Below are 16,913 nucleotides of genomic sequence, written 5' to 3' on the forward strand. Positions count from 1 at the left end.
CGGCCGCAACCTCTAGTCCGAAACGCAGAAAACGCGTGGCTTCAAAGATGGTGGAGAGGGGTCTTGTACACCCGCCCCACCATCACAATATCTTGGTTGTCGGGGTCCGGGCCCCTCTGGTTGCGGCGAAAACCGCAGCGATGTCGGACCCTCTCACTAAACGAACCGGCGATCCGGCGGGTTTGCATTGAGAGGATTTGGGATGCCCACTGTTCAAGACATGATGTTCGTCCAAAAAGGCTTTTTCGCGCGGCAAGAGCCGAGCGCGGAAAGCGACGCTGCCGCAATCGCGCGCCTCGACCGCTTGTCGATCTTCCTCGACAGCGCGTTTCGCGTACCGATCATCGGCACCCGTATCGGTGCCGATGCGCTGCTGAACTTCATTCCCGGCGCTGGCCTGATCGTCGCGAAGTCGCTGACCGCCTACATCATCTGGGAAGCGCATCGCCTCGGTGTGCCGAAGCGTGTGCTCGGCCGCATGCTTGCCAATCTGGGCATCGACTTCGGCATCAGCATCGTGCCGCTGGCAGGCTGGGTGGGTGACGCCTTCTTCCGCGCCAACCTGCGCAATGTCGCGCTGCTCAAGGCGCATCTGCATGAGCGAGCCGGAACCCATCGCGCGAAACCGGCTTCGCCCCAGCATGGCGCGCCGATCATCGATGGCGACTGGGTGCGCAATCCCGCCTGACCGGCGGGCGTGGCAGGAGGGTCGGGAACCGGCGGCAGCTTTGTAGCTTGTACTCGCTCAACGAGTTCAAGCATCGCATGCCGCCTTCGCTCTCCGACACCATCGTCGTCATCTCCGATTTCCGCGATGGCTGGCCGCCCGAACCGATCGGCGGCTCGGAACAGGAAGCAAGGGATCGCTGGCTGGACGGCCGGCGAAGCCCACCGCCCGGCGATAGTGCAACGCCATTACAGCGCGATGCACTCTCCGTCACCGGCGGCTACCTCGAACGCCTACCGCTTGCCGCGGTCAAGTCTGGCCTCGCCGGACGCGTCGAGATCTGGCACCACTGGCGCCCATCCTCGCCGCCGCCTTATGCGGAAGACCACCCGGTTCTTGCCCGCCGCGCCTTCCACCTCGACGGCGAAGACGCACCGTTCCGCTCCACCGACATGCTCGGCTTCATCGCAGCTTATGGCGCGCCGAAGGTCCTCTGCGTCTGGGGCCTCGGCGTCGACGAGCGTATCCTCAAAGCCTGTCGAGACAGCTTCAAGATCTACAACTCCATCGACGCCCCCGCCTTCCGCATCCCCGACGAAGTCGGCCGTCACTTCGATCTCGTGCTGACCGGCGCGGAATGGCAAAGCGACGAAGTGCGCGCACGGTTGCCCGGCATGGAGTGCCTCGTCCTCCCCATCGGCCCGGACTTTGCCGACCCGCAGACCTTCCGCCCACTGGCCACGGAAAAGCCCTACGACGTCATCTACGTCGCCGCAGCCCAGGGCTACAAGCGCCACGATATCCTTTTCGACGCCCTCGAACGGCGCCCAGGCACGAGAGCGCTCTGCGTGTTCGGCTATGGCGAAATGGCCGATGACCTCCGCCATCAAGCAGCCCAGCGCGGTCTCGACGTGACTTTCGTCGGTCCCCCCGGTGTGCCGTTCGATGAGGTCAACCGCCTGATGAACCAGGCCCGCATCAGCGTGGTCTGCGGCATCGATGACGGCGCGCCCGCCATCCTCACCGAATACATGCTGGCCGGCCTGCCCGTTCTCGCAAATGCCGGCCTGCGCTGCGGTTTGCAATACATCACGCCCGAAACAGGCATGACCGCCGAACCCGACCGCTTCCACGAAGGCATCGATGCCCTGCTTGCACGAGCAGACGCCATGAACCCGCGCGACACCGTTCTTGCGAACTGGACCTGGGATCATTCGATTCAGCATTTGGCAAAGCGCGTGAACGAGAGGAACAACCAAAAGCCTGCCGGATTGCTTTGAGGACGGGCAATACCTGCCCGCAACAAGGAAGGAGACCAACATCATGGCTGGAACCCCTTACTCCCCAGGCAGCGCCCCCAACGGCCTCAGTGAAGCCAACAGCGAAGGTGCTGGCGTAAACCTGCAGTCGCATGCGCAGGATGCCAAGCAGTCCTCGCCCCTAAAGTCGCGCGACACCGAGCGCGGCGAGGGTAATGACCGCTCTTCCGTCGAAAAGGACGCGCGCGGCCAGTTCGTGCAGTCCGAACATGGCCGCGAGAACAACGGCGTCACCAGCGCCAGCCCGCGCGTCACCACCGGTACGGACGACGCGACCTTCGAGAACGATCCGGGCGATTAAACCTACTCGTCCGGACTGTCTAACTGCTGGAGATCGGTCTCGCCGGTACACATGGCGGCGATCTCCTGCAGTCGGTTTTGCTGGCTCGCATCGCCCGGATTGCGATCAAGACCAGCAATACCACCCGGAAGCTCTGCCACGCCTTCCATGACGCAGCCGCAATAGCTAGTACAGAACGCCTGATCGCGCACCTCGATGCACTGAGCCTCACAGGCCCTGCTGAACCCCACACGTGGATCAGGAGCATGCGGCGGAGCGAGCTGAGCCGCCATCCAGACCAGCGAAATCAGCACCGGCTGATGGATCAGGTAGAAAGCCAGACTGTGCCGCCCGCCAACTTCAAGGACGCGCAACGGGCGGGGAGGTGACCACGAGCGCGTGCGCTCGAAGATACCGAACCGTTGCGCACGTTTCGCGGCAGCCATCCCCAGCAGCACAGCGCCGAACCAAGGGAATAGCGGCACGTAGTCGTTCGAGTGCGGGTTCACCGACGACAATCCAACCCACCATAGCCAGGGTGTGTCGAACACCTCTGCGCGCAGGAACAACGGCGCGGCGATCACGAAGGCTGCAAGCGCCGCAAGTACCAGCGCAGGTATGCGCAGCAGCAACACGCCAAGCAGGCTTGCCAGAGCGATCTGATGCAGAATGCCGAAGAAGATGAAGCCGCCAGGAACGGCTAGCCAGGTCACCAGCGAGATCGCAGCTGCTGCCAAGGCAACTTGAGCTAAGCGGACAAGAAACGGTCGCCAGCGCACGCCGCGCGCATGCGCCAGCACAAGACTGACACCGACCAAGAACAGGAAGCTGGACGCGATGCAGCGCGCGAAGATCTTCCAGCCGCCAAAGGCGGTCAGACCTGGCTCGACATAGCCGAAGAACTCCAGATCCCATGTGAAATGGTAGATTGCCATCGCAACAAGCGCGACGCCGCGCGCCACGTCGATGGCGCGGATGCGATTGGAAGCGGGGCGGGCGGGGGCCAAATCATGCGTCATGATCAGCCAGTTCTGCCGCAACCCTCATCGAGAAGATAGCGCCAAAGCACCGGATCCGCCTGATCGAGAACTTTCATCAGGCAAGCGAAACGTTTTTTCCTTAAGGACGTTTTGCGAGCCAGGGGATTGCTTACGTTCATGACATTTCCGCAAATTTGTTCCTTCGCCGTCATCGCTTTGATGATGGTCGCCTTCATCTGGGGTCGCTTCCGCTATGATCTCGTTGCAGCCATCGCCCTTCTTGCTTCCGTTGCTCTTGGCATTGTTGCGCCAGACAAAGCGTTCAGCGGCTTCAGCGACGATATCGTCATCATCGTAGGTAGCGCGCTCCTGGTGAGTGCCGGCGTCGCTCGATCCGGCATTATGGAGCTTTTGATCCAGCGCTACTTTCCGAAAGTCACGAGCGTCCGAATTCAGCTTATCGTTCTTGTAGTGATTGTCACGCTGCTTTCGGCCTTCGTGAAGAATATTGGCGCTCTCGCGATCATGATCCCGATCGCTTTCCAGTTCGCCAAGCGCAGCAACGTTTCGCCATCGGTGTTCCTGATGCCGATGGCCTTCGGGTCCTTGCTCGGCGGGCTGATGACTCAGATCGGCACCTCGCCGAACATCATCGTGTCACGGCTGAGGGAAGAGATCACCGGTACGGCCTTCACGATGTTCGACTTTACGCCGGTCGGCGGCGCGCTCGCAGTGGTCGGTGTCATTTTCCTAGCCTTCGGCTACCGTCTGCTGCCTCATCGAACGCGTGAGACCGCCACGCTTGATGAAGCCATCGACATCAAGAATTATGTGTCGGAAGCCCGGATCACCGCGAGGTCGGCTCTGCTCGGCAAGACCATTGCCGACCTCTTGAGCGCGGCTGCAGGCGGGGCGACGGTTACCTCCGTGCTTCGCGCCAAGGGCACGCGCGTCACACCATTGCCTGACGTCGTGTTGCGTGACGGCGATATCGTTGTGCTGGAGGGGGATCCGGAAGCGCTCGACCGCTTGGTGGCTCAGGAGGGACTGTCGGTCACCGGCGACCGCGACGTGAAGGGCGCACGGCCCGCGTCCGAAATTGCCGCGATCGAAGCGGTGATCGGGGAAAACTCGCCGCTGATTGGATGGTCGGCCAAGCAGCTTTCGCTGTTTGATCGCTATAACACCAATCTGCTGGCCGTCAGCCGAAAGGGCAGCCGCATCACGGAGCGGCTGAACGAGGTCAAGTTCCGCATTGGCGATGTTATCGTGCTGCAAGGCGAACGTGATGCCTTACCCGGCGTGTTGCGCGAGTTCGGCTGCCTTCCTTTGGCGGAGCGCTCGATCCTGCTGGGAAGCGTGCGGCGCGGACTCGTGCCGCTGGCGATCCTACTGGTAGCCATGGGTGCGACCGCGACAGGCACGGTGCCGGTTGCAGTCGCCTTCTTCGCTGCGGCTGTGGGCATGGTGTTGTTCAAGGTCGTGCCCACGCGCGAAGTCTATGGCGCGATGGATGGTCCGATCCTCGTGATGCTGGCTGCCTTGATCCCCGTCTCGGAGTCACTGCGCGAGACCGGGGCAACCGAGCTGATCGCCAGCGGCCTAATTGTAATTGGCCATATGCTTCCAGCCTATGGTGCCTTGGCACTGGTGATCCTTGCCGCCATGGCGGTGACGCCCTTCCTCAACAATGCCGCCACGGTGCTGGTCATGGCGCCGATTGCCGCGAGCTATGCAAGTGGCCTCGGCTTCAAGCCTGACGCCTTCCTGATGGCAGTTGCGATCGGTGCGGGTTGTGATTTCCTGACGCCGATTGGTCACCAGTGCAACACGCTGGTGATGGGGCCCGGCGGCTACAGATTCAGCGACTATCCGCGGTTGGGCTTGCCGCTGTCGATCATCGTCGTGCTGGTCGCGGTGCCCATGCTCATGCTGGTTTGGCCGCTCAATTGAGGCGCAAACAACAACATTCCGGTCAGAGCGGGATATTGTCGTGCTTCTTCCAAGGGTTCTTGAGGTCCTTGTTGCGCAGCATCCGCAGCGCTCGCGCGATACGGCGACGTGTCGAATGCGGCATGATCACTTCGTCGATATAGCCGCGCTCGGCCGCTACGAAGGGCGACAGGAAGCGATCTTCATAGGCCTTGGTGTGCGAGGCGATCTTTTCTGCGTCACCGATATCCTTGCGGTAGATGATCTCGACCGCACCCTTAGCACCCATCACCGCGATCTGCGCGCTCGGCCAGGCATAGTTCATGTCGCCGCGCAGGTGCTTGGACGCCATGACGTCATAGGCGCCGCCATAGGCCTTACGGGTAATGACGGTAATCTTTGGCACGGTAGCTTCGGCGTAAGCGAAGAGTAGCTTGGCGCCATGCTTGATGAGGCCGCCATATTCCTGGGCGGTGCCCGGCAGGAAGCCCGGCACGTCCACGAAGGTCACGAGCGGGATGTTGAAGCAGTCGCAGAAGCGCACGAAACGCGCTGCTTTCCTGCTCGCATCCGAGTCCAGTACGCCTGCCAGTACCATCGGCTGGTTGGCAACAAACCCCACTGTACGACCTTCAACGCGGCCAAAGCCCGTGACGATGTTCTTGGCGAAGCTTTCCTGGATCTCGAAGAAGTCGCCTTCATCGACCGTCTTCAGGATCAGCTCCTTGATGTCGTAGGGCTTGTTCGCATTATCGGGGATCAGCCGATCAAGCGAGAAGTCGACATCATCGACGCTCTGGAAGTTCTCGATCTCCGGCACCGGACCGGTATTCGACTGCGGCAGAAGATCGATCAGGCGGCGCATTTGCAGCAGCGCTTCGACATCGTTGTCGTAAGCGCCGTCGGCAATCGACGACTTGGTGGTGTGGACAGATGCCCCGCCGAGCTGCTCGGCCGTGACCGTCTCGTTGGTCACCGTCTTCACCACATCCGGCCCGGTCACGAACATATAGGACGTGTCGCGCACCATGAAGATGAAGTCGGTCATCGCCGGCGAATAAACGTCGCCGCCGGCACATGGACCCATGATGACTGAGATCTGAGGGATGACGCCGGATGCCAGCACGTTACGCTGGAAGATCTCGGCATAGCCGCCAAGGGCCGCAACGCCTTCCTGAATGCGCGCGCCGCCAGCATCATAGATTCCGATGATCGGCGCGCGGTTACGCAGCGCCATCTCCTGCACCTTGATGACCTTTGCGGCGTGCGCTTCCGACAGCGACCCCCCGAACACCGTAAAGTCTTTGGCAAACAGGAAGACGGTTCGGCCGTTGACCGTGCCCCAGCCCGTGACGACGCCATCACCGGCATATTTGGTCTTTTCCATACCAAAGTCGGTGGAGCGGTGCTCCACGAACATGTCGAACTCTTCGAAGGAGCCTTCGTCGAGGAAGATTTCGATCCGTTCGCGCGCGGTCAGCTTGCCGCGCTTGTGCTGGGCTGCGATGCGATCGGCGCCGCCGCCTGCGCGTGCAACTTCGCGGCGGCGTTCCAGTTCGACCAGCACGTCCTTCATTCCGGCTCTCTCCCTAACCGTCAGCCAAACATTTGTTCGGCTGACAGTTAGCCATGTCCAATGGCGAGATCAACCGGAAGAAAAAGCGGTGATCGGCTTACCAGGTGCCGGTGTTTTCCATGGATGCCCAAGGCTCTGCTTTCTCGAGCGCTGGGCCCTTCTGCAGAAGCTCGATCGAAATCCCATCCGGCGACTTGATAAAGGCCATGTTGCCGTCGCGGGGCGGTCGGTTGATGGTGATGCCGCTATCCATCAGGCGCTGGCAGGTCGCGTAGATGTCGTCGACTTCATAAGCGAGGTGACCGAAGTTGCGACCGCCGGCATAATCTTCGGCATCCCAATTATAGGTGAGTTCCAGCAGCGGCGCCTTTTCCGTGATGCCGCGATGCTCGTCCTCGGGTGCTGCAAGGAAGATCAGCGTGAAGCGACCCTGCTGGTTCTCCATGCGCCGCACTTCCACCAGCCCGAACTTCTTTACGAAGAAATCGAGCGACGCGTCGATGTCGCGGATGCGGATCATGGTGTGGAGGTAACGCATGGAATCATCCCGGTTGTTTGGAGGAGAGGCTGATATGGCGCGTCCCTCCCACCATGCAAGGCGGGCTTATGAATCCAAGTGTTGTTCATAGTACACAGCTGCTCATTGCAGCTTGTAAGCAAGTGTTAAAAAGTCGTGTGCGGGTCTTGCGCAAGCAGGAGTCACCGATGCTATCTTGCCCTCGGAATCAGTGATTTGGTGTTGCGAAGGGGCTCGCGAATAATGGGGCAAAAGGCCATATCCGACCGGCATGACGCCGGCATGGCTGACGCCGACAGCGGGGCACCGATCGACACCATCGAAAGCACGGACGTGCTTGAAGTCGCTGGTTCGATCAAGTGGTTCGACGTCGCGAAGGGCTTCGGCTTCATTCTGCCGGATGTTCCCGGTTTGGGTGACATCCTGCTGCATGTGACCTGTTTGCGGCGCGACGGTTTCCAGACCGCGCTTGAAGGCGCACGCGTTGTTTGCCTCGTCAAGCAGGGCGAGCGCGGGCTGCAGGCCTTCAAGGTTCTTTCCATCGACCTTTCAACCGCCGTTCATCCGTCCGAGCAGCCGGCGCAGCGTACCCATAATGTGGTTGCTGCCGAAAGCGGGATCGAGCGGGCACTGGTCAAGTGGTTCAACCGCACCAAGGGCTTCGGATTCCTGACCCGCGGTGAGGGCACGGAAGACATCTTCGTCCACATGGAAACGCTCCGCCGCTACGGGCTGACCGAGCTTCGCCCAGGGCAGGTGGTGCTGGTACGCTTCGGCCGCAGCGGCAAGGGCCTGATGGCTGCCGAAATCCATCCGGATGTGGGAACTTTGCCGGTCGCGCACTAGATAATCGCCGGACGAACCCAGCGAGGTCTTGCGTGAGCTTTCCAACATCCACTTTCCGCGCCATCGGCCTGGCGCTTGCCCTGACCGGCGCAAGTGCAGCCGTCACCAATGTTGCGATGGCGCGCGACTCCAAGGCGATGATGCTGCCGGTCGATGGTACGCCGTTGGTGGCGAACACGGCTTCCGGCAAGGTCGCCTTTTCGATCGAAGTTGCCGATGATGGCACGGAGCGCGAGCGCGGCTTGATGTTCCGAAAGGACATGCCGGATGATCGCGGCATGCTGTTCGTGTTCGAGGCCAGCCGGCCTGTCGGATTCTGGATGAAGAACACGCCGATGCCGCTCGACATGGTGTTCATCCGTGCCGATGGCACGGTCGCTTCGATCCAGCAGGCAGAGCCGTTCTCGGAAGCAGTGGTCTCTACACCGGCACCCATCCGCTTCGTGCTTGAGCTGAAAGCTGGCACTGCAGCAAGGCGCGGGCTGAAGGAAGGCGACCGCTTGAGCCATCCGGTGATCGATGCGGTTTCGCGCTAAAACTGAGCTTACATCCGACATGACCCAAACCTTCTTCCACGATGGCTTCGATCTTTCCTTCATCGATGAGGGCGAAGGCGAACCCGTTTTGCTGCTGCATGGCTTCGCATCGAGCATGGCCGTGAACTGGATCAACACGGGTTGGGTGAAGACGCTGAGCAGTGCCGGTTATCGCGTGCTGGCCTTCGATCATCGCGGTCACGGCGCCTCTACCAAGAGCTACGATGTCGATGCCTACCATCCGAATGCCATGGCGTCGGATGCGGTGGCGTTGCTGGACCATTTCGGTCTCGAGCGCGCGCATGTGATGGGCTACTCAATGGGCGCCCGCGTGTCGGCCTTCATGGCGCTGCAGGCGCCGGACCGCATTGCAGCGCTCGTGTTTGGTGGCCTCGGGTCTGGCATGGTGGACGGCGTGGGCGATTGGGACCCGATCGCCGAAGCGTTGGCAGCCGACGATCCGGCCACCATCACCCATCCGCGCGGCAAGATGTTCCGCGCCTTTGCCGATCAGACGCGCAGCGACCGCAAGGCGCTGGCTGTCTGTATCGCGCAGTCTCGTGCTGAATTGAGCCAGGCTGACATGGCGCGGATCGAGCAGCCGACTCTGGTTGCCGTCGGCACCAAGGACGATATCGGCGGGTCGCCCGAGCGGCTCGCGGCCATGCTGCCCCATGGCGAAGCCTTTTCGATCGAGGGTCGCGATCACATGCTTTCGGTGGGCGACCGCACCTTCAAGGCGCGGGTGCTCGACTTTCTCCAGGCCCAACCGCTCTGACGCGCGCTAGCGACCCGTAAAAATCGGCTTGCGCTTTTCGCGGAAAGCCCGGCGCCCTTCCGCATAGTCTTCGCTGATGAAGGTCATGTCGCCGAGGCGCTCTGCTTCGCGCATCATGAAGGGATCATCGGACAGGATCGCGTTAATCGCCTGCTTTGTCGCACGATTCGTTAAAGGAGCATTGGCGGCGATCGAGGCAGCAAGTGTCTCCACCCGCGCATCAAGTGCGTCAGCTTCAACGACTTCCAGCAGAAGTCCTGCATCAAAGGCTTGTTCTGCCGAAATTTGCTGCCCGGAATAAACGAGATAGCGCGCCAGCTGCGGTCCTGCCGCCCAAACGATGTGGCGGATGCCCTTGGCCGGATAGGCGAGCCCAAGCTTGGCTGCTGGAATGGAAAAGCGCGCATCCGGCGCAGCCAGCCGAAGATCGCAGGAGATTGCGAGACCGAGGCCGCCGCCGAGGCATGCACCACGGATAGCGGCCAGTGTCGGAACCCGCACGTTGCGGAGAGCAGCGAAAGCCCTGGCGTTTAGAGCCTCATAGCTGCGCGCGGTGTCCGCATCGCGCCGCACCGTTTCGAACTCGGCGATGTCGGCACCGGCGGAGAAGTCGGAGCCTGCGCTTCGGACAATCAAAACCCTGGTCTCCGGCAGTGCGTCGACCTGCTCCACCGCATCGATTAGCGCTGCCCACATTGCGGCGGTGAGCGCGTTCTTCTTGGCCGGCCGATCGATGATGATCGTTGCCACGCCATTTACCACGCTAAGCGAGACCGCCCGCGTTCCAACCTCGGCTTGATCATCCATTCATCAGTTCCAATTGAAGCTGTGTCGCCGAAAATTCATTTCAGTTGCGCAGGCTTTTGACATAGGTTCCGGCACCAACCAAGCTGCAGCCGCGTTGGCTCGCAGATCAGGGACTTGGAGTGTGAGTTCATGAATATCCGCAGCGCGATCCGGCCAAGCGTCGTTGCTCCCGTTGATCCGATCTGGAACGCCGTCTGCGAAGAAGCGGCGGATGCGGTCGAACGCGATCCGCTGCTGGCTGCTTTCCTGTTCGCGACCATCCTGAACCAGCCCTCCCTGGAGGAGGCGGTGATCCACCGGGTTGCCGAGTTGCTCCATCATCAGGATCTCGGCGCCGACCTCATCCGGCAGACCTTCATCCAGATGAACCGGGAAAATCCCGAGTGGAGCGAGATCGTCCGCATCGACATTCAGGCCTATTACGATCGTGATCCCGCCTGCGACCGGTTCTTGATGCCGGTGCTTTACTTCAAGGGTTTCCACGCGCTGCAAACGCATCGCTTGGCGCATTGGCTTTGGACGCAAGGCCGCAAGGACTTCGCGCTCTACCTGCAAAGCCGCTCATCTGCCGTGTTCTCGACCGACATCCACCCGGCCGCCCGGCTGGGTCGCGGCATCTTCCTCGACCATGCGACAGCACTCGTTGTCGGCGAAACGGCGATGATCGAGGACAATGTTTCCCTGCTTCACGGCGTCACCTTGGGCGGTACCGGCAAGGCCGGCGGCGACCGCCATCCGAAGATCCGCTACGGTGTGTTGATTGGTGCCGGCGCGAAGATCCTCGGCAATATCGAAATCGGCCATTGCTCGAAGATCGCTGCGGGCTCGGTGGTTCTCCAGTCTGTGCCGAACAACAAGACGGTTGCCGGCGTGCCAGCGCGGATCGTTGGTGAAGCGGGCTGCGCTCAGCCGGCGCGCGCCATGGATCAGGCTCTGCCTTCGGTGTCGATGGACCACGTTCAGTCATTCGACATCTGACGACGTATCGTCACTGCCCTATATGGGTTTACGCGCTTCCGGCCCCGTGTCAGAAGCGCGTTCCTTATTTTTGAAGCCTCAGGAGTATCCGCATATGAAACCCGACGAGATCAAGAAGCTCGACGCTTATTTCAAGCGGGTCTTCCAGAATCCTGGCCTTCAGGTGAAGGCCCGCCCGCGCAAGGACGATTCGGCCGAAGTCTATATGGGCGACGAATTCCTCGGCATCGTCTTCAAGGATGATGAAGAGGGCGAACTGTCCTACAACTTCTCAATGGCGATCCTCGACATCGACCTGTGATCTCAGCCTTTCGAGCTGAGAGCTGATCCCATGAGAGCTGACATCGTGTCAGTTTGGCGTGCGCAGAAATGACTGCGCCCGCTCGCGAACTGCCTGATCGAGTTCGCTTGATTGCGAAAGCATATCGCGAGGAAAGCGGTAGGTCAGGCTGAGCTCTTCGCCTAAGCGAATGTCGCGTTCGCAAGGCGCCAGCGAGTCCTTTGCAGCCTGTCCGGTCAGGCAGCGCGCAACAAAGGGCGATGCGCCCGGTCCCACCACCAGTTCCTCATCGCGGTAGCCGGACGCTTCCGTGAAAGCGTAGGCTGTCAGGCCATATCCCAGTTCACGTCCGCTCTGCTCGACAAGCTGCCTGTAAATAGGCTCAAGCCGGCCTGTCATGTCGCGCGACATGGTGGCTTCGGTGAAGGCGAGGAAGATGATGCGTTTGTCACCCTGGGCATTGTTGAACGAATCGCGGGTCGCCGCCGTATAGCCGTCCAGATCCGGCCAACGCAGATAAAGGTCGAGGCGCTCCGTCACACCGTCCACCCGCGCTTCGGCAAAGCGGATGGTGTTGGATGGAACGGAAAGCACATTGTTGCCGATCACAATTTCCCGCAGAGTCCGGTCTTCGGTGTGACCCCCAAGGGCGAGGAAGCGGCCAAGCCAGGCTCCGCCTAAGCTGATCAGCACAGCCAACACCGCTAAAACTGCTATCACCGCTATAATGCGTTTGCTCATCCGTGCGTCGAAGAGGCTGCGGCTGACAGGTGCTTGGCTTTCCATGAAACCTGAGCTTGCGGATGATCGGCACGGGCGCGATCTTTCTGAGGCAACCATGCGTCGCTATGGTAAAGGCCGGGTAAATGCAGTGCGGGAGGACAATGTGCCGATCTATCAACTGGATGATATCGCGCCGGAAATCAGCGACACGTCATGGGTCGCCGACAACGCCGTCGTAATCGGCAAGGTTCATCTCGGACGCGATGTGGGCGTGTGGTTCGGCGCTGTCTTGCGGGGCGACAATGAGCTAATTTCCGTCGGTGATGGTTCCAACGTCCAGGAGCACACGATGATGCACACGGATATGGGGTTCCCCCTGACGGTGGGCTCGGGCTGCACCATTGGCCATCGCGCCATCCTTCACGGCTGCACGATCGGCGACAACAGCCTGGTGGGCATGGGCGCTATTATCTTGAACGGCGCAGTCATTGGCGAGAACAGCCTGGTCGGCGCAGGCGCGCTGGTCACCGAAGGCAAGGTATTTCCACCCAACTCCCTGATTGTCGGATCGCCAGCAAAGGCAGCGCGCGAGCTGACGGATGAACAGATCGAAGGTCTGCGCAAGAGCGCCATTAATTACCAGCATAATGCCCGCCGCTTCGCAGCCGGTCTCAAAGCGGAAGGCTGAAAAGCAGCGGAGCCGACCCCAGGGGAAGGGCCGGCTCCTGAACCCGGTCGTCGGGGACGGGGAGGTGGGGACTCGACCGGATTGTTGCGTGAGCTACTGCTTCAAGCTACCGACCAGCACATCGCGGCCGTCTTCGATCGACACCCAGATGCCGGCATGGCGCTCGGACTGGCGCTTGAGGTAGACGTAATCCGTCTGATCCCAGGACAGGACGCGGGTCTCCAGATTGTCGAGCACGAAGTCGCCATGGGAGGTCCGGACGGTCAGCACCGCATGGCCGGCACCGTTCTTCTGGCGCACCACCGTCATCAGGAGATTGGAGGCAGGAATGCCGCGGCTCATCAGCATGCGGCGCTTTTCCAGCGCATAATCCTCGCAGTCACCGATGCCCGATGTCGGGTAGGACCAGACTTCCTCGCGATGCCAGATTTCCATGTCGGTCATCGGCGTCACCATCGTGTTGACGGCATTGTTGACATCGACGATCGCAGCCCAGACCTCGCGGGTCAGCGCGACAGGCCCGGAATAGGAGGCATTCTTGCCGCACTCAGCGCTGTGCGTCTGGCAGAACTCGTAATGACCAATCGGCTGCGTCGAACGTCCGCCCGTCGGCATGAAAGAACCGGCTTCGGCAGAGGTCGCTGCCGTAATCGTTTGGATCATTAATCCTGCTGAAAGTATAAAAACCTTCCAGAGCGTCATAATTTCGTCTCCCCGTTGGAAGAGACAATGACATGGACGCATTGATCTTGATCGAAGGTCGGTTGGCGCTTTTAAGTGAAATGAGTCTGGAACTGTAAAGCTTTTGTTCGGGTGCTCTTAACCATGAGACGGCCGGAGCTATGCTTTACGGGCTTTTCAGGAAATATCGCAATCCGCGCCGAATGATCGGTTCAGAGACCGTTAGCCAGTTTGTTGAATTGCGGCTCAGCCGCATCGGCCGGATGAAGGCTGGCAAACTCGACGGCGACACCATCATCCAGATGGCGCACGACCTGACCGCGCATCGTGCCGAGCATCACCTGGATACCGACGGCCGGCTTGACGTTGATCTCGACCGCCGCACCGGACAGCGAAAGATCGATGATGCGGCACTGGTATTCGCGACCATCGCTCAGCTTGAGGAAGGTGACCGGATTTTCAGGTGCCACGCGCTCGTGACGGCGATCTTCCGGCAGATCGAGTTCGTGGCGGTTCGCGAGCCACGTCAGTTGCGCCGCCAACCGGTCGCGCTTGCGCTCCGATGCTAAAACCGTCATCGCGAACCCATCTGGCAGGGTGCGGATCACCACACCTTCGACGCGGCCGATATGATCGATATAGGCGATGACCTTTTCGCCAGGCTCACCGGGATGCTCGCAGCGCAGGGCCGCGTCGCCGGGAGACATATCGAGGATCTGGCAGGGATATTCGGAACGGTCTTCGAGCATATAGCGCCCGTAGAGCTTGACGTTCATCCGCTGGAAGTTGCGACGTTCCGTTTCATAAGGCGCCGCCCCCTCGATCGCCGCTGAGCTCATAACCGCCCTTCCAAAAGGAGAATCTTCTGAAGTGAAGATGCACGACAAAAACCTATGCGAGCATAGATTAAGAAGCGGTAAGTTTAAAACTCGGCTTTCCACGGATTGACCTGGTTGATTTGTTTTGATGTCAAATCAACAGCATCAACAATGATCTCGCTTAGAATTGTGCGGGTTCGTTTTCCAAAGCGCTCGCAAGAAGGCGTTCGTAACGGCTTCTCGGAACGTCAATCGCACCAAAGCGCTTGAGATGATCGGTATTGAATTGGGTGTCGAGCAACTCGAACGCGCACTCAACAAGATGCTCGACGAGATGAGCCAGACAAACCTTGGACGCATCGGTTTCGCGTGAAAACATGCTTTCGCCGAAGAAAGCCCGGCCGAGGGTCACGCCATAGAGCCCGCCGACCAGTAGCCCATCGCGCCAGGCTTCAACCGTGTGGCAGTGGCCGCGCGCAAACAACTCGCCGTAGGCCTCTCGGATCGGCGCGTTGATCCAGGTCTTGTCGCGTCCTTCGCTGCTTTCTGCGCAGCCATCGATCACACCGGCAAAGGTCGTGTCACGGCGCACGTCGAACCGCCCTTGGCGAATGACCTTGCGCAGGCTCTTCGGGATGTGGAAAGCGTCGAGCGGAATGATGCCGCGCTGTTCCGGCCGCACCCAGAAGACTTCTGGATCGTCGGCTTCTTCGGCCATGGGAAAAACGCCGGACGCGTAAGCGCGCAGCAGGAGGTCCGGGAGAATCCGGTGGCCAGGTGCAAAAGGTCGGGCCACCGGGTTACGACTCAGTGTTCGGCAGCGAGGTGCTTCTCGAGCCAGTGGATGTCGTAATCGCCATTGGCGATGTCCGGATTGCCCACCAGGTCGCGGAACAACGGCAAGGTCGTGTTGATGCCGTCCACCACGAACTCATCCAGAGCCCGCCGCAGGCGCATCATGCATTCCACACGATTGCGGCCATGCACGATCAGCTTACCGATAAGGCTGTCGTAATAGGGCGGAATGCGATAGCCGCTGTAAACACCGGAATCGACGCGGATGCCGAGACCGCCCGGCGTATGAAAATGCGTGATCAAGCCAGGCGAGGGCACGAAGGTGCGCGCGTCCTCGGCATTGATGCGGCACTCGATGGCGTGGCCGGAAAAGCGCACTTCATCCTGCGTCAGCGAAAGACCGCCGCCGCTTGCGACGCGAATCTGCTCATGCACGAGATCGAGGCCGGTGATCGCTTCCGTGACCGGATGCTCGACCTGCAAACGCGTGTTCATTTCGATGAAATAGAACTCGCCGTTTTCATACAGGAACTCGATTGTGCCCGCACCGGAATAACCGAGATCGGCAATGGCGTTGGCGCAGATCATGCCGATGCGATTGCGCTGTTCAGCGTTCAGGGCAGGCGAGTTAGCCTCTTCCCAGACCTTCTGGTGGCGGCGCTGAAGCGAGCAGTCGCGCTCGCCGAGATGGATCGCCTTGCCCATGCCGTCGCCCATCACTTGGACTTCGATGTGGCGCGGTTTTTCCAGATACTTTTCGAGGTAAACGGCATCGTCGCCGAAGGCTGCACCCGCTTCCGCACGTGCGGTCGACAGCGCTTCCGACAGGTCGGCTTCCGTGCGCGCGACCTTCATGCCGCGCCCGCCGCCGCCGGCCGAAGCCTTGATCAGAACGGGATAGCCGATCTCCGCGGCGACCCTCTTGGCCTCCACTTCGTCGCTGATCGCGCCTTCCGAACCCGGCACGACCGGAATGCCGAGACGCTTAGCGGTGCGCTTGGCTTCGATCTTGTCGCCCATGATGCGGATGTGATCCCCCGACGGGCCGATGAAGGTGATGTTGTGGGCAGCCAGAATGTCGGCGAACTTCGCGTTTTCCGACAGGAAGCCGTAGCCCGGATGGATCGCATCGGCGCCGGTAATTTCGCAGGCGGCGACGATCTGGTGGATGTTCAGATAGCTGTCGCGGGCAGGCGGCGGTCCGATGCAGACGCTTTCATCGGCCAAGCGCACATGCATGGCGTCAGCGTCCGCGGTGGAATGCACGGCCACCGTCTGGATGCCGAGTTCCTTCGCGGCGCGCAAAACGCGAAGCGCGATCTCGCCACGGTTCGCGATGAGGATTTTCTGGAACATGGATTTACTCGATCACCACCAGCGGCTCGCCGAACTCTACGGGCTGCGCATCTTCGCACAGAATGGCGACTACGGTGCCGGAGCGCGGAGCGGGGATCTGGTTCATGGTCTTCATGGCTTCGATGATCAGCATCGTCTGGCCTTCGCGAACGGTCTGGCCGACCTCGATGAAGGCGCGTGCGCCAGGTGCCGGCGAAAGATAGGCCGTGCCGACCATCGGCGACTTCACGGCGTTTTTCAGCGGATCGCCGGTGGGGGCCGCAGGAGTTGCCGCGGCTGCAGCTGCGACAGGTGCGGGCGCCGCAGCTATTGGGGCCGGCGCATAAGCCTGCACGGCTTGCGTCTGGCGCGCCACG

The 16,913-nt window shown here is 60.8% G+C and carries 20 protein-coding genes; 10 read left to right on the top strand and 10 right to left on the bottom strand.

Translation table 11 applies throughout. The annotated features are described in order from the left end of the window. Positions 1–202: 202 nt before the first annotated feature. From RTX98_RS15165 to RTX98_RS15175, 3 genes are all read left to right on the top strand, one after another. Positions 203–688, top strand: a complete 486-nt coding sequence (locus tag RTX98_RS15165) for a DUF4112 domain-containing protein (protein ID WP_312797659.1) — start codon at positions 203–205, stop codon at positions 686–688. 77 nt (positions 689–765) lie between these two features. Next, entirely contained in the window at positions 766–1,947 is a 1,182-nt protein-coding gene (locus RTX98_RS15170) for a glycosyltransferase family 4 protein (protein WP_312797660.1), read from the top strand. Between the two features lie 43 nt (positions 1,948–1,990). Continuing rightward, positions 1,991–2,287 (top strand): hypothetical protein, encoded by a 297-nt coding sequence (locus tag RTX98_RS15175; RefSeq protein ID WP_189501914.1) that lies wholly within the window; start codon positions 1,991–1,993, stop codon positions 2,285–2,287. A gap of 2 nt (positions 2,288–2,289) precedes the next feature. Here the strand turns inward: RTX98_RS15175 and RTX98_RS15180 are convergent, their stop codons facing one another. Beyond that, complete coding sequence (locus RTX98_RS15180; protein WP_312797661.1) at positions 2,290–3,285, bottom strand: DUF1624 domain-containing protein; 996 nt, start codon at positions 3,283–3,285, stop codon at positions 2,290–2,292. A 138-nt stretch (positions 3,286–3,423) separates the two neighbouring features. Between RTX98_RS15180 and RTX98_RS15185 the strand changes: the two genes are divergently transcribed. After that, positions 3,424–5,199: an SLC13 family permease gene (locus tag RTX98_RS15185; protein ID WP_312797663.1), complete on the top strand. Its 1,776-nt coding sequence runs from the start codon at positions 3,424–3,426 to the stop codon at positions 5,197–5,199. A gap of 22 nt (positions 5,200–5,221) precedes the next feature. On the opposite strand, the gene RTX98_RS15190 is transcribed toward RTX98_RS15185, so the two are convergent. Together RTX98_RS15190 and RTX98_RS15195 are read right to left on the bottom strand one after the other, a co-directional pair. After that, positions 5,222–6,754: an acyl-CoA carboxylase subunit beta gene (locus tag RTX98_RS15190; protein WP_312797664.1), complete on the bottom strand. Its 1,533-nt coding sequence runs from the start codon at positions 6,752–6,754 to the stop codon at positions 5,222–5,224. 97 nt (positions 6,755–6,851) lie between these two features. Next, the gene (locus RTX98_RS15195) at positions 6,852–7,292 is read right to left on the bottom strand and encodes a VOC family protein (RefSeq protein ID WP_189501921.1); all 441 of its coding nucleotides are present in this window, start codon (positions 7,290–7,292) and stop codon (positions 6,852–6,854) included. Positions 7,293–7,553: 261 nt separating this feature from the next. On the opposite strand from RTX98_RS15195, the gene RTX98_RS15200 reads away from it, so the two are divergent. From RTX98_RS15200 to RTX98_RS15210, 3 genes are read left to right on the top strand one after another with little or no spacing between them, the layout of a single operon-like run. After that, the gene (locus tag RTX98_RS15200) at positions 7,554–8,117 is read left to right on the top strand and encodes a cold-shock protein (protein ID WP_244641320.1); all 564 of its coding nucleotides are present in this window, start codon (positions 7,554–7,556) and stop codon (positions 8,115–8,117) included. A 32-nt stretch (positions 8,118–8,149) separates the two neighbouring features. Further along, entirely contained in the window at positions 8,150–8,653 is a 504-nt protein-coding gene (locus RTX98_RS15205) for a DUF192 domain-containing protein (protein WP_312797668.1), read from the top strand. Positions 8,654–8,672: 19 nt separating this feature from the next. Further along, a complete protein-coding gene (locus RTX98_RS15210) occupies positions 8,673–9,431 on the top strand; it encodes an alpha/beta hydrolase (protein ID WP_312797669.1) in 759 nt (252 codons plus the stop codon). A 6-nt stretch (positions 9,432–9,437) separates the two neighbouring features. Here the strand turns inward: RTX98_RS15210 and RTX98_RS15215 are convergent, their stop codons facing one another. Further along, positions 9,438–10,238 (bottom strand): enoyl-CoA hydratase-related protein, encoded by an 801-nt coding sequence (locus tag RTX98_RS15215; RefSeq protein WP_312797671.1) that lies wholly within the window; start codon positions 10,236–10,238, stop codon positions 9,438–9,440. Positions 10,239–10,367: 129 nt separating this feature from the next. On the opposite strand from RTX98_RS15215, the gene cysE reads away from it, so the two are divergent. Then, positions 10,368–11,216: a serine O-acetyltransferase gene (cysE, locus tag RTX98_RS15220; protein WP_312797673.1), complete on the top strand. Its 849-nt coding sequence runs from the start codon at positions 10,368–10,370 to the stop codon at positions 11,214–11,216. Positions 11,217–11,310: 94 nt separating this feature from the next. Then, complete coding sequence (locus RTX98_RS15225) at positions 11,311–11,517, top strand: DUF3126 family protein (protein ID WP_189501931.1); 207 nt, start codon at positions 11,311–11,313, stop codon at positions 11,515–11,517. A 48-nt stretch (positions 11,518–11,565) separates the two neighbouring features. On the opposite strand, the gene RTX98_RS15230 is transcribed toward RTX98_RS15225, so the two are convergent. Then, on the bottom strand, positions 11,566–12,237 hold the full coding sequence (locus RTX98_RS15230; protein ID WP_312797677.1) for a hypothetical protein: 672 nt from the start codon (positions 12,235–12,237) through the stop codon (positions 11,566–11,568). Positions 12,238–12,382: 145 nt separating this feature from the next. Here RTX98_RS15230 and RTX98_RS15235 point away from each other — a divergent pair, with 145 nt between their 5' ends. Then, positions 12,383–12,907, top strand: a complete 525-nt coding sequence (locus tag RTX98_RS15235; protein WP_312797684.1) for a gamma carbonic anhydrase family protein — start codon at positions 12,383–12,385, stop codon at positions 12,905–12,907. 93 nt (positions 12,908–13,000) lie between these two features. Here the strand turns inward: RTX98_RS15235 and RTX98_RS15240 are convergent, their stop codons facing one another. From RTX98_RS15240 to accB, 5 genes are all read right to left on the bottom strand, one after another. Next, entirely contained in the window at positions 13,001–13,609 is a 609-nt protein-coding gene (locus tag RTX98_RS15240) for a transglutaminase-like cysteine peptidase (protein WP_416223138.1), read from the bottom strand. A gap of 191 nt (positions 13,610–13,800) precedes the next feature. Beyond that, positions 13,801–14,427 (bottom strand): PilZ domain-containing protein, encoded by a 627-nt coding sequence (locus RTX98_RS15245; RefSeq protein ID WP_312797680.1) that lies wholly within the window; start codon positions 14,425–14,427, stop codon positions 13,801–13,803. A 160-nt stretch (positions 14,428–14,587) separates the two neighbouring features. Beyond that, the gene (gene aat / locus RTX98_RS15250; protein WP_312797681.1) at positions 14,588–15,202 is read right to left on the bottom strand and encodes a leucyl/phenylalanyl-tRNA--protein transferase; all 615 of its coding nucleotides are present in this window, start codon (positions 15,200–15,202) and stop codon (positions 14,588–14,590) included. Positions 15,203–15,213: 11 nt separating this feature from the next. Next, entirely contained in the window at positions 15,214–16,557 is a 1,344-nt protein-coding gene (accC, locus tag RTX98_RS15255; RefSeq protein WP_312797682.1) for an acetyl-CoA carboxylase biotin carboxylase subunit, read from the bottom strand. A 4-nt stretch (positions 16,558–16,561) separates the two neighbouring features. Continuing rightward, positions 16,562–16,913 (bottom strand): acetyl-CoA carboxylase biotin carboxyl carrier protein (accB, locus tag RTX98_RS15260; RefSeq protein ID WP_312797683.1); only part of this gene is annotated, 352 nt, incomplete at its 5' end.

This window comes from Tianweitania sp. (assembly GCF_032053605.1).
Lineage (GTDB): Bacteria > Pseudomonadota > Alphaproteobacteria > Rhizobiales > Rhizobiaceae > Tianweitania.

Bases quoted from the DNA above. Each gene is read 5' to 3' on its own strand.
- RTX98_RS15165 (WP_312797659.1), top strand. From the start codon at position 203: ATGCCCACTGTTCAAGACATGATGTTCGTCCAAAAAGGCTTTTTCGCG.
- RTX98_RS15170 (WP_312797660.1), top strand. From the start codon at position 766: ATGCCGCCTTCGCTCTCCGACACCATCGTCGTCATCTCCGATTTCCGC.
- RTX98_RS15175 (WP_189501914.1), top strand. From the start codon at position 1,991: ATGGCTGGAACCCCTTACTCCCCAGGCAGCGCCCCCAACGGCCTCAGT.
- RTX98_RS15180 (WP_312797661.1), bottom strand. From the start codon at position 3,285: ATGACGCATGATTTGGCCCCCGCCCGCCCCGCTTCCAATCGCATCCGC.
- RTX98_RS15185 (WP_312797663.1), top strand. From the start codon at position 3,424: ATGACATTTCCGCAAATTTGTTCCTTCGCCGTCATCGCTTTGATGATG.
- RTX98_RS15190 (WP_312797664.1), bottom strand. From the start codon at position 6,754: ATGAAGGACGTGCTGGTCGAACTGGAACGCCGCCGCGAAGTTGCACGC.
- RTX98_RS15195 (WP_189501921.1), bottom strand. From the start codon at position 7,292: ATGCGTTACCTCCACACCATGATCCGCATCCGCGACATCGACGCGTCG.
- RTX98_RS15200 (WP_244641320.1), top strand. From the start codon at position 7,554: ATGGCTGACGCCGACAGCGGGGCACCGATCGACACCATCGAAAGCACG.
- RTX98_RS15210 (WP_312797669.1), top strand. From the start codon at position 8,673: ATGACCCAAACCTTCTTCCACGATGGCTTCGATCTTTCCTTCATCGAT.
- RTX98_RS15215 (WP_312797671.1), bottom strand. From the start codon at position 10,238: ATGGATGATCAAGCCGAGGTTGGAACGCGGGCGGTCTCGCTTAGCGTG.
- cysE (WP_312797673.1), top strand. From the start codon at position 10,368: ATGAATATCCGCAGCGCGATCCGGCCAAGCGTCGTTGCTCCCGTTGAT.
- RTX98_RS15225 (WP_189501931.1), top strand. From the start codon at position 11,311: ATGAAACCCGACGAGATCAAGAAGCTCGACGCTTATTTCAAGCGGGTC.
- RTX98_RS15230 (WP_312797677.1), bottom strand. From the start codon at position 12,237: ATGAGCAAACGCATTATAGCGGTGATAGCAGTTTTAGCGGTGTTGGCT.
- RTX98_RS15240 (WP_416223138.1), bottom strand. From the start codon at position 13,609: ATGACGCTCTGGAAGGTTTTTATACTTTCAGCAGGATTAATGATCCAA.
- RTX98_RS15245 (WP_312797680.1), bottom strand. From the start codon at position 14,427: ATGAGCTCAGCGGCGATCGAGGGGGCGGCGCCTTATGAAACGGAACGT.
- accC (WP_312797682.1), bottom strand. From the start codon at position 16,557: ATGTTCCAGAAAATCCTCATCGCGAACCGTGGCGAGATCGCGCTTCGC.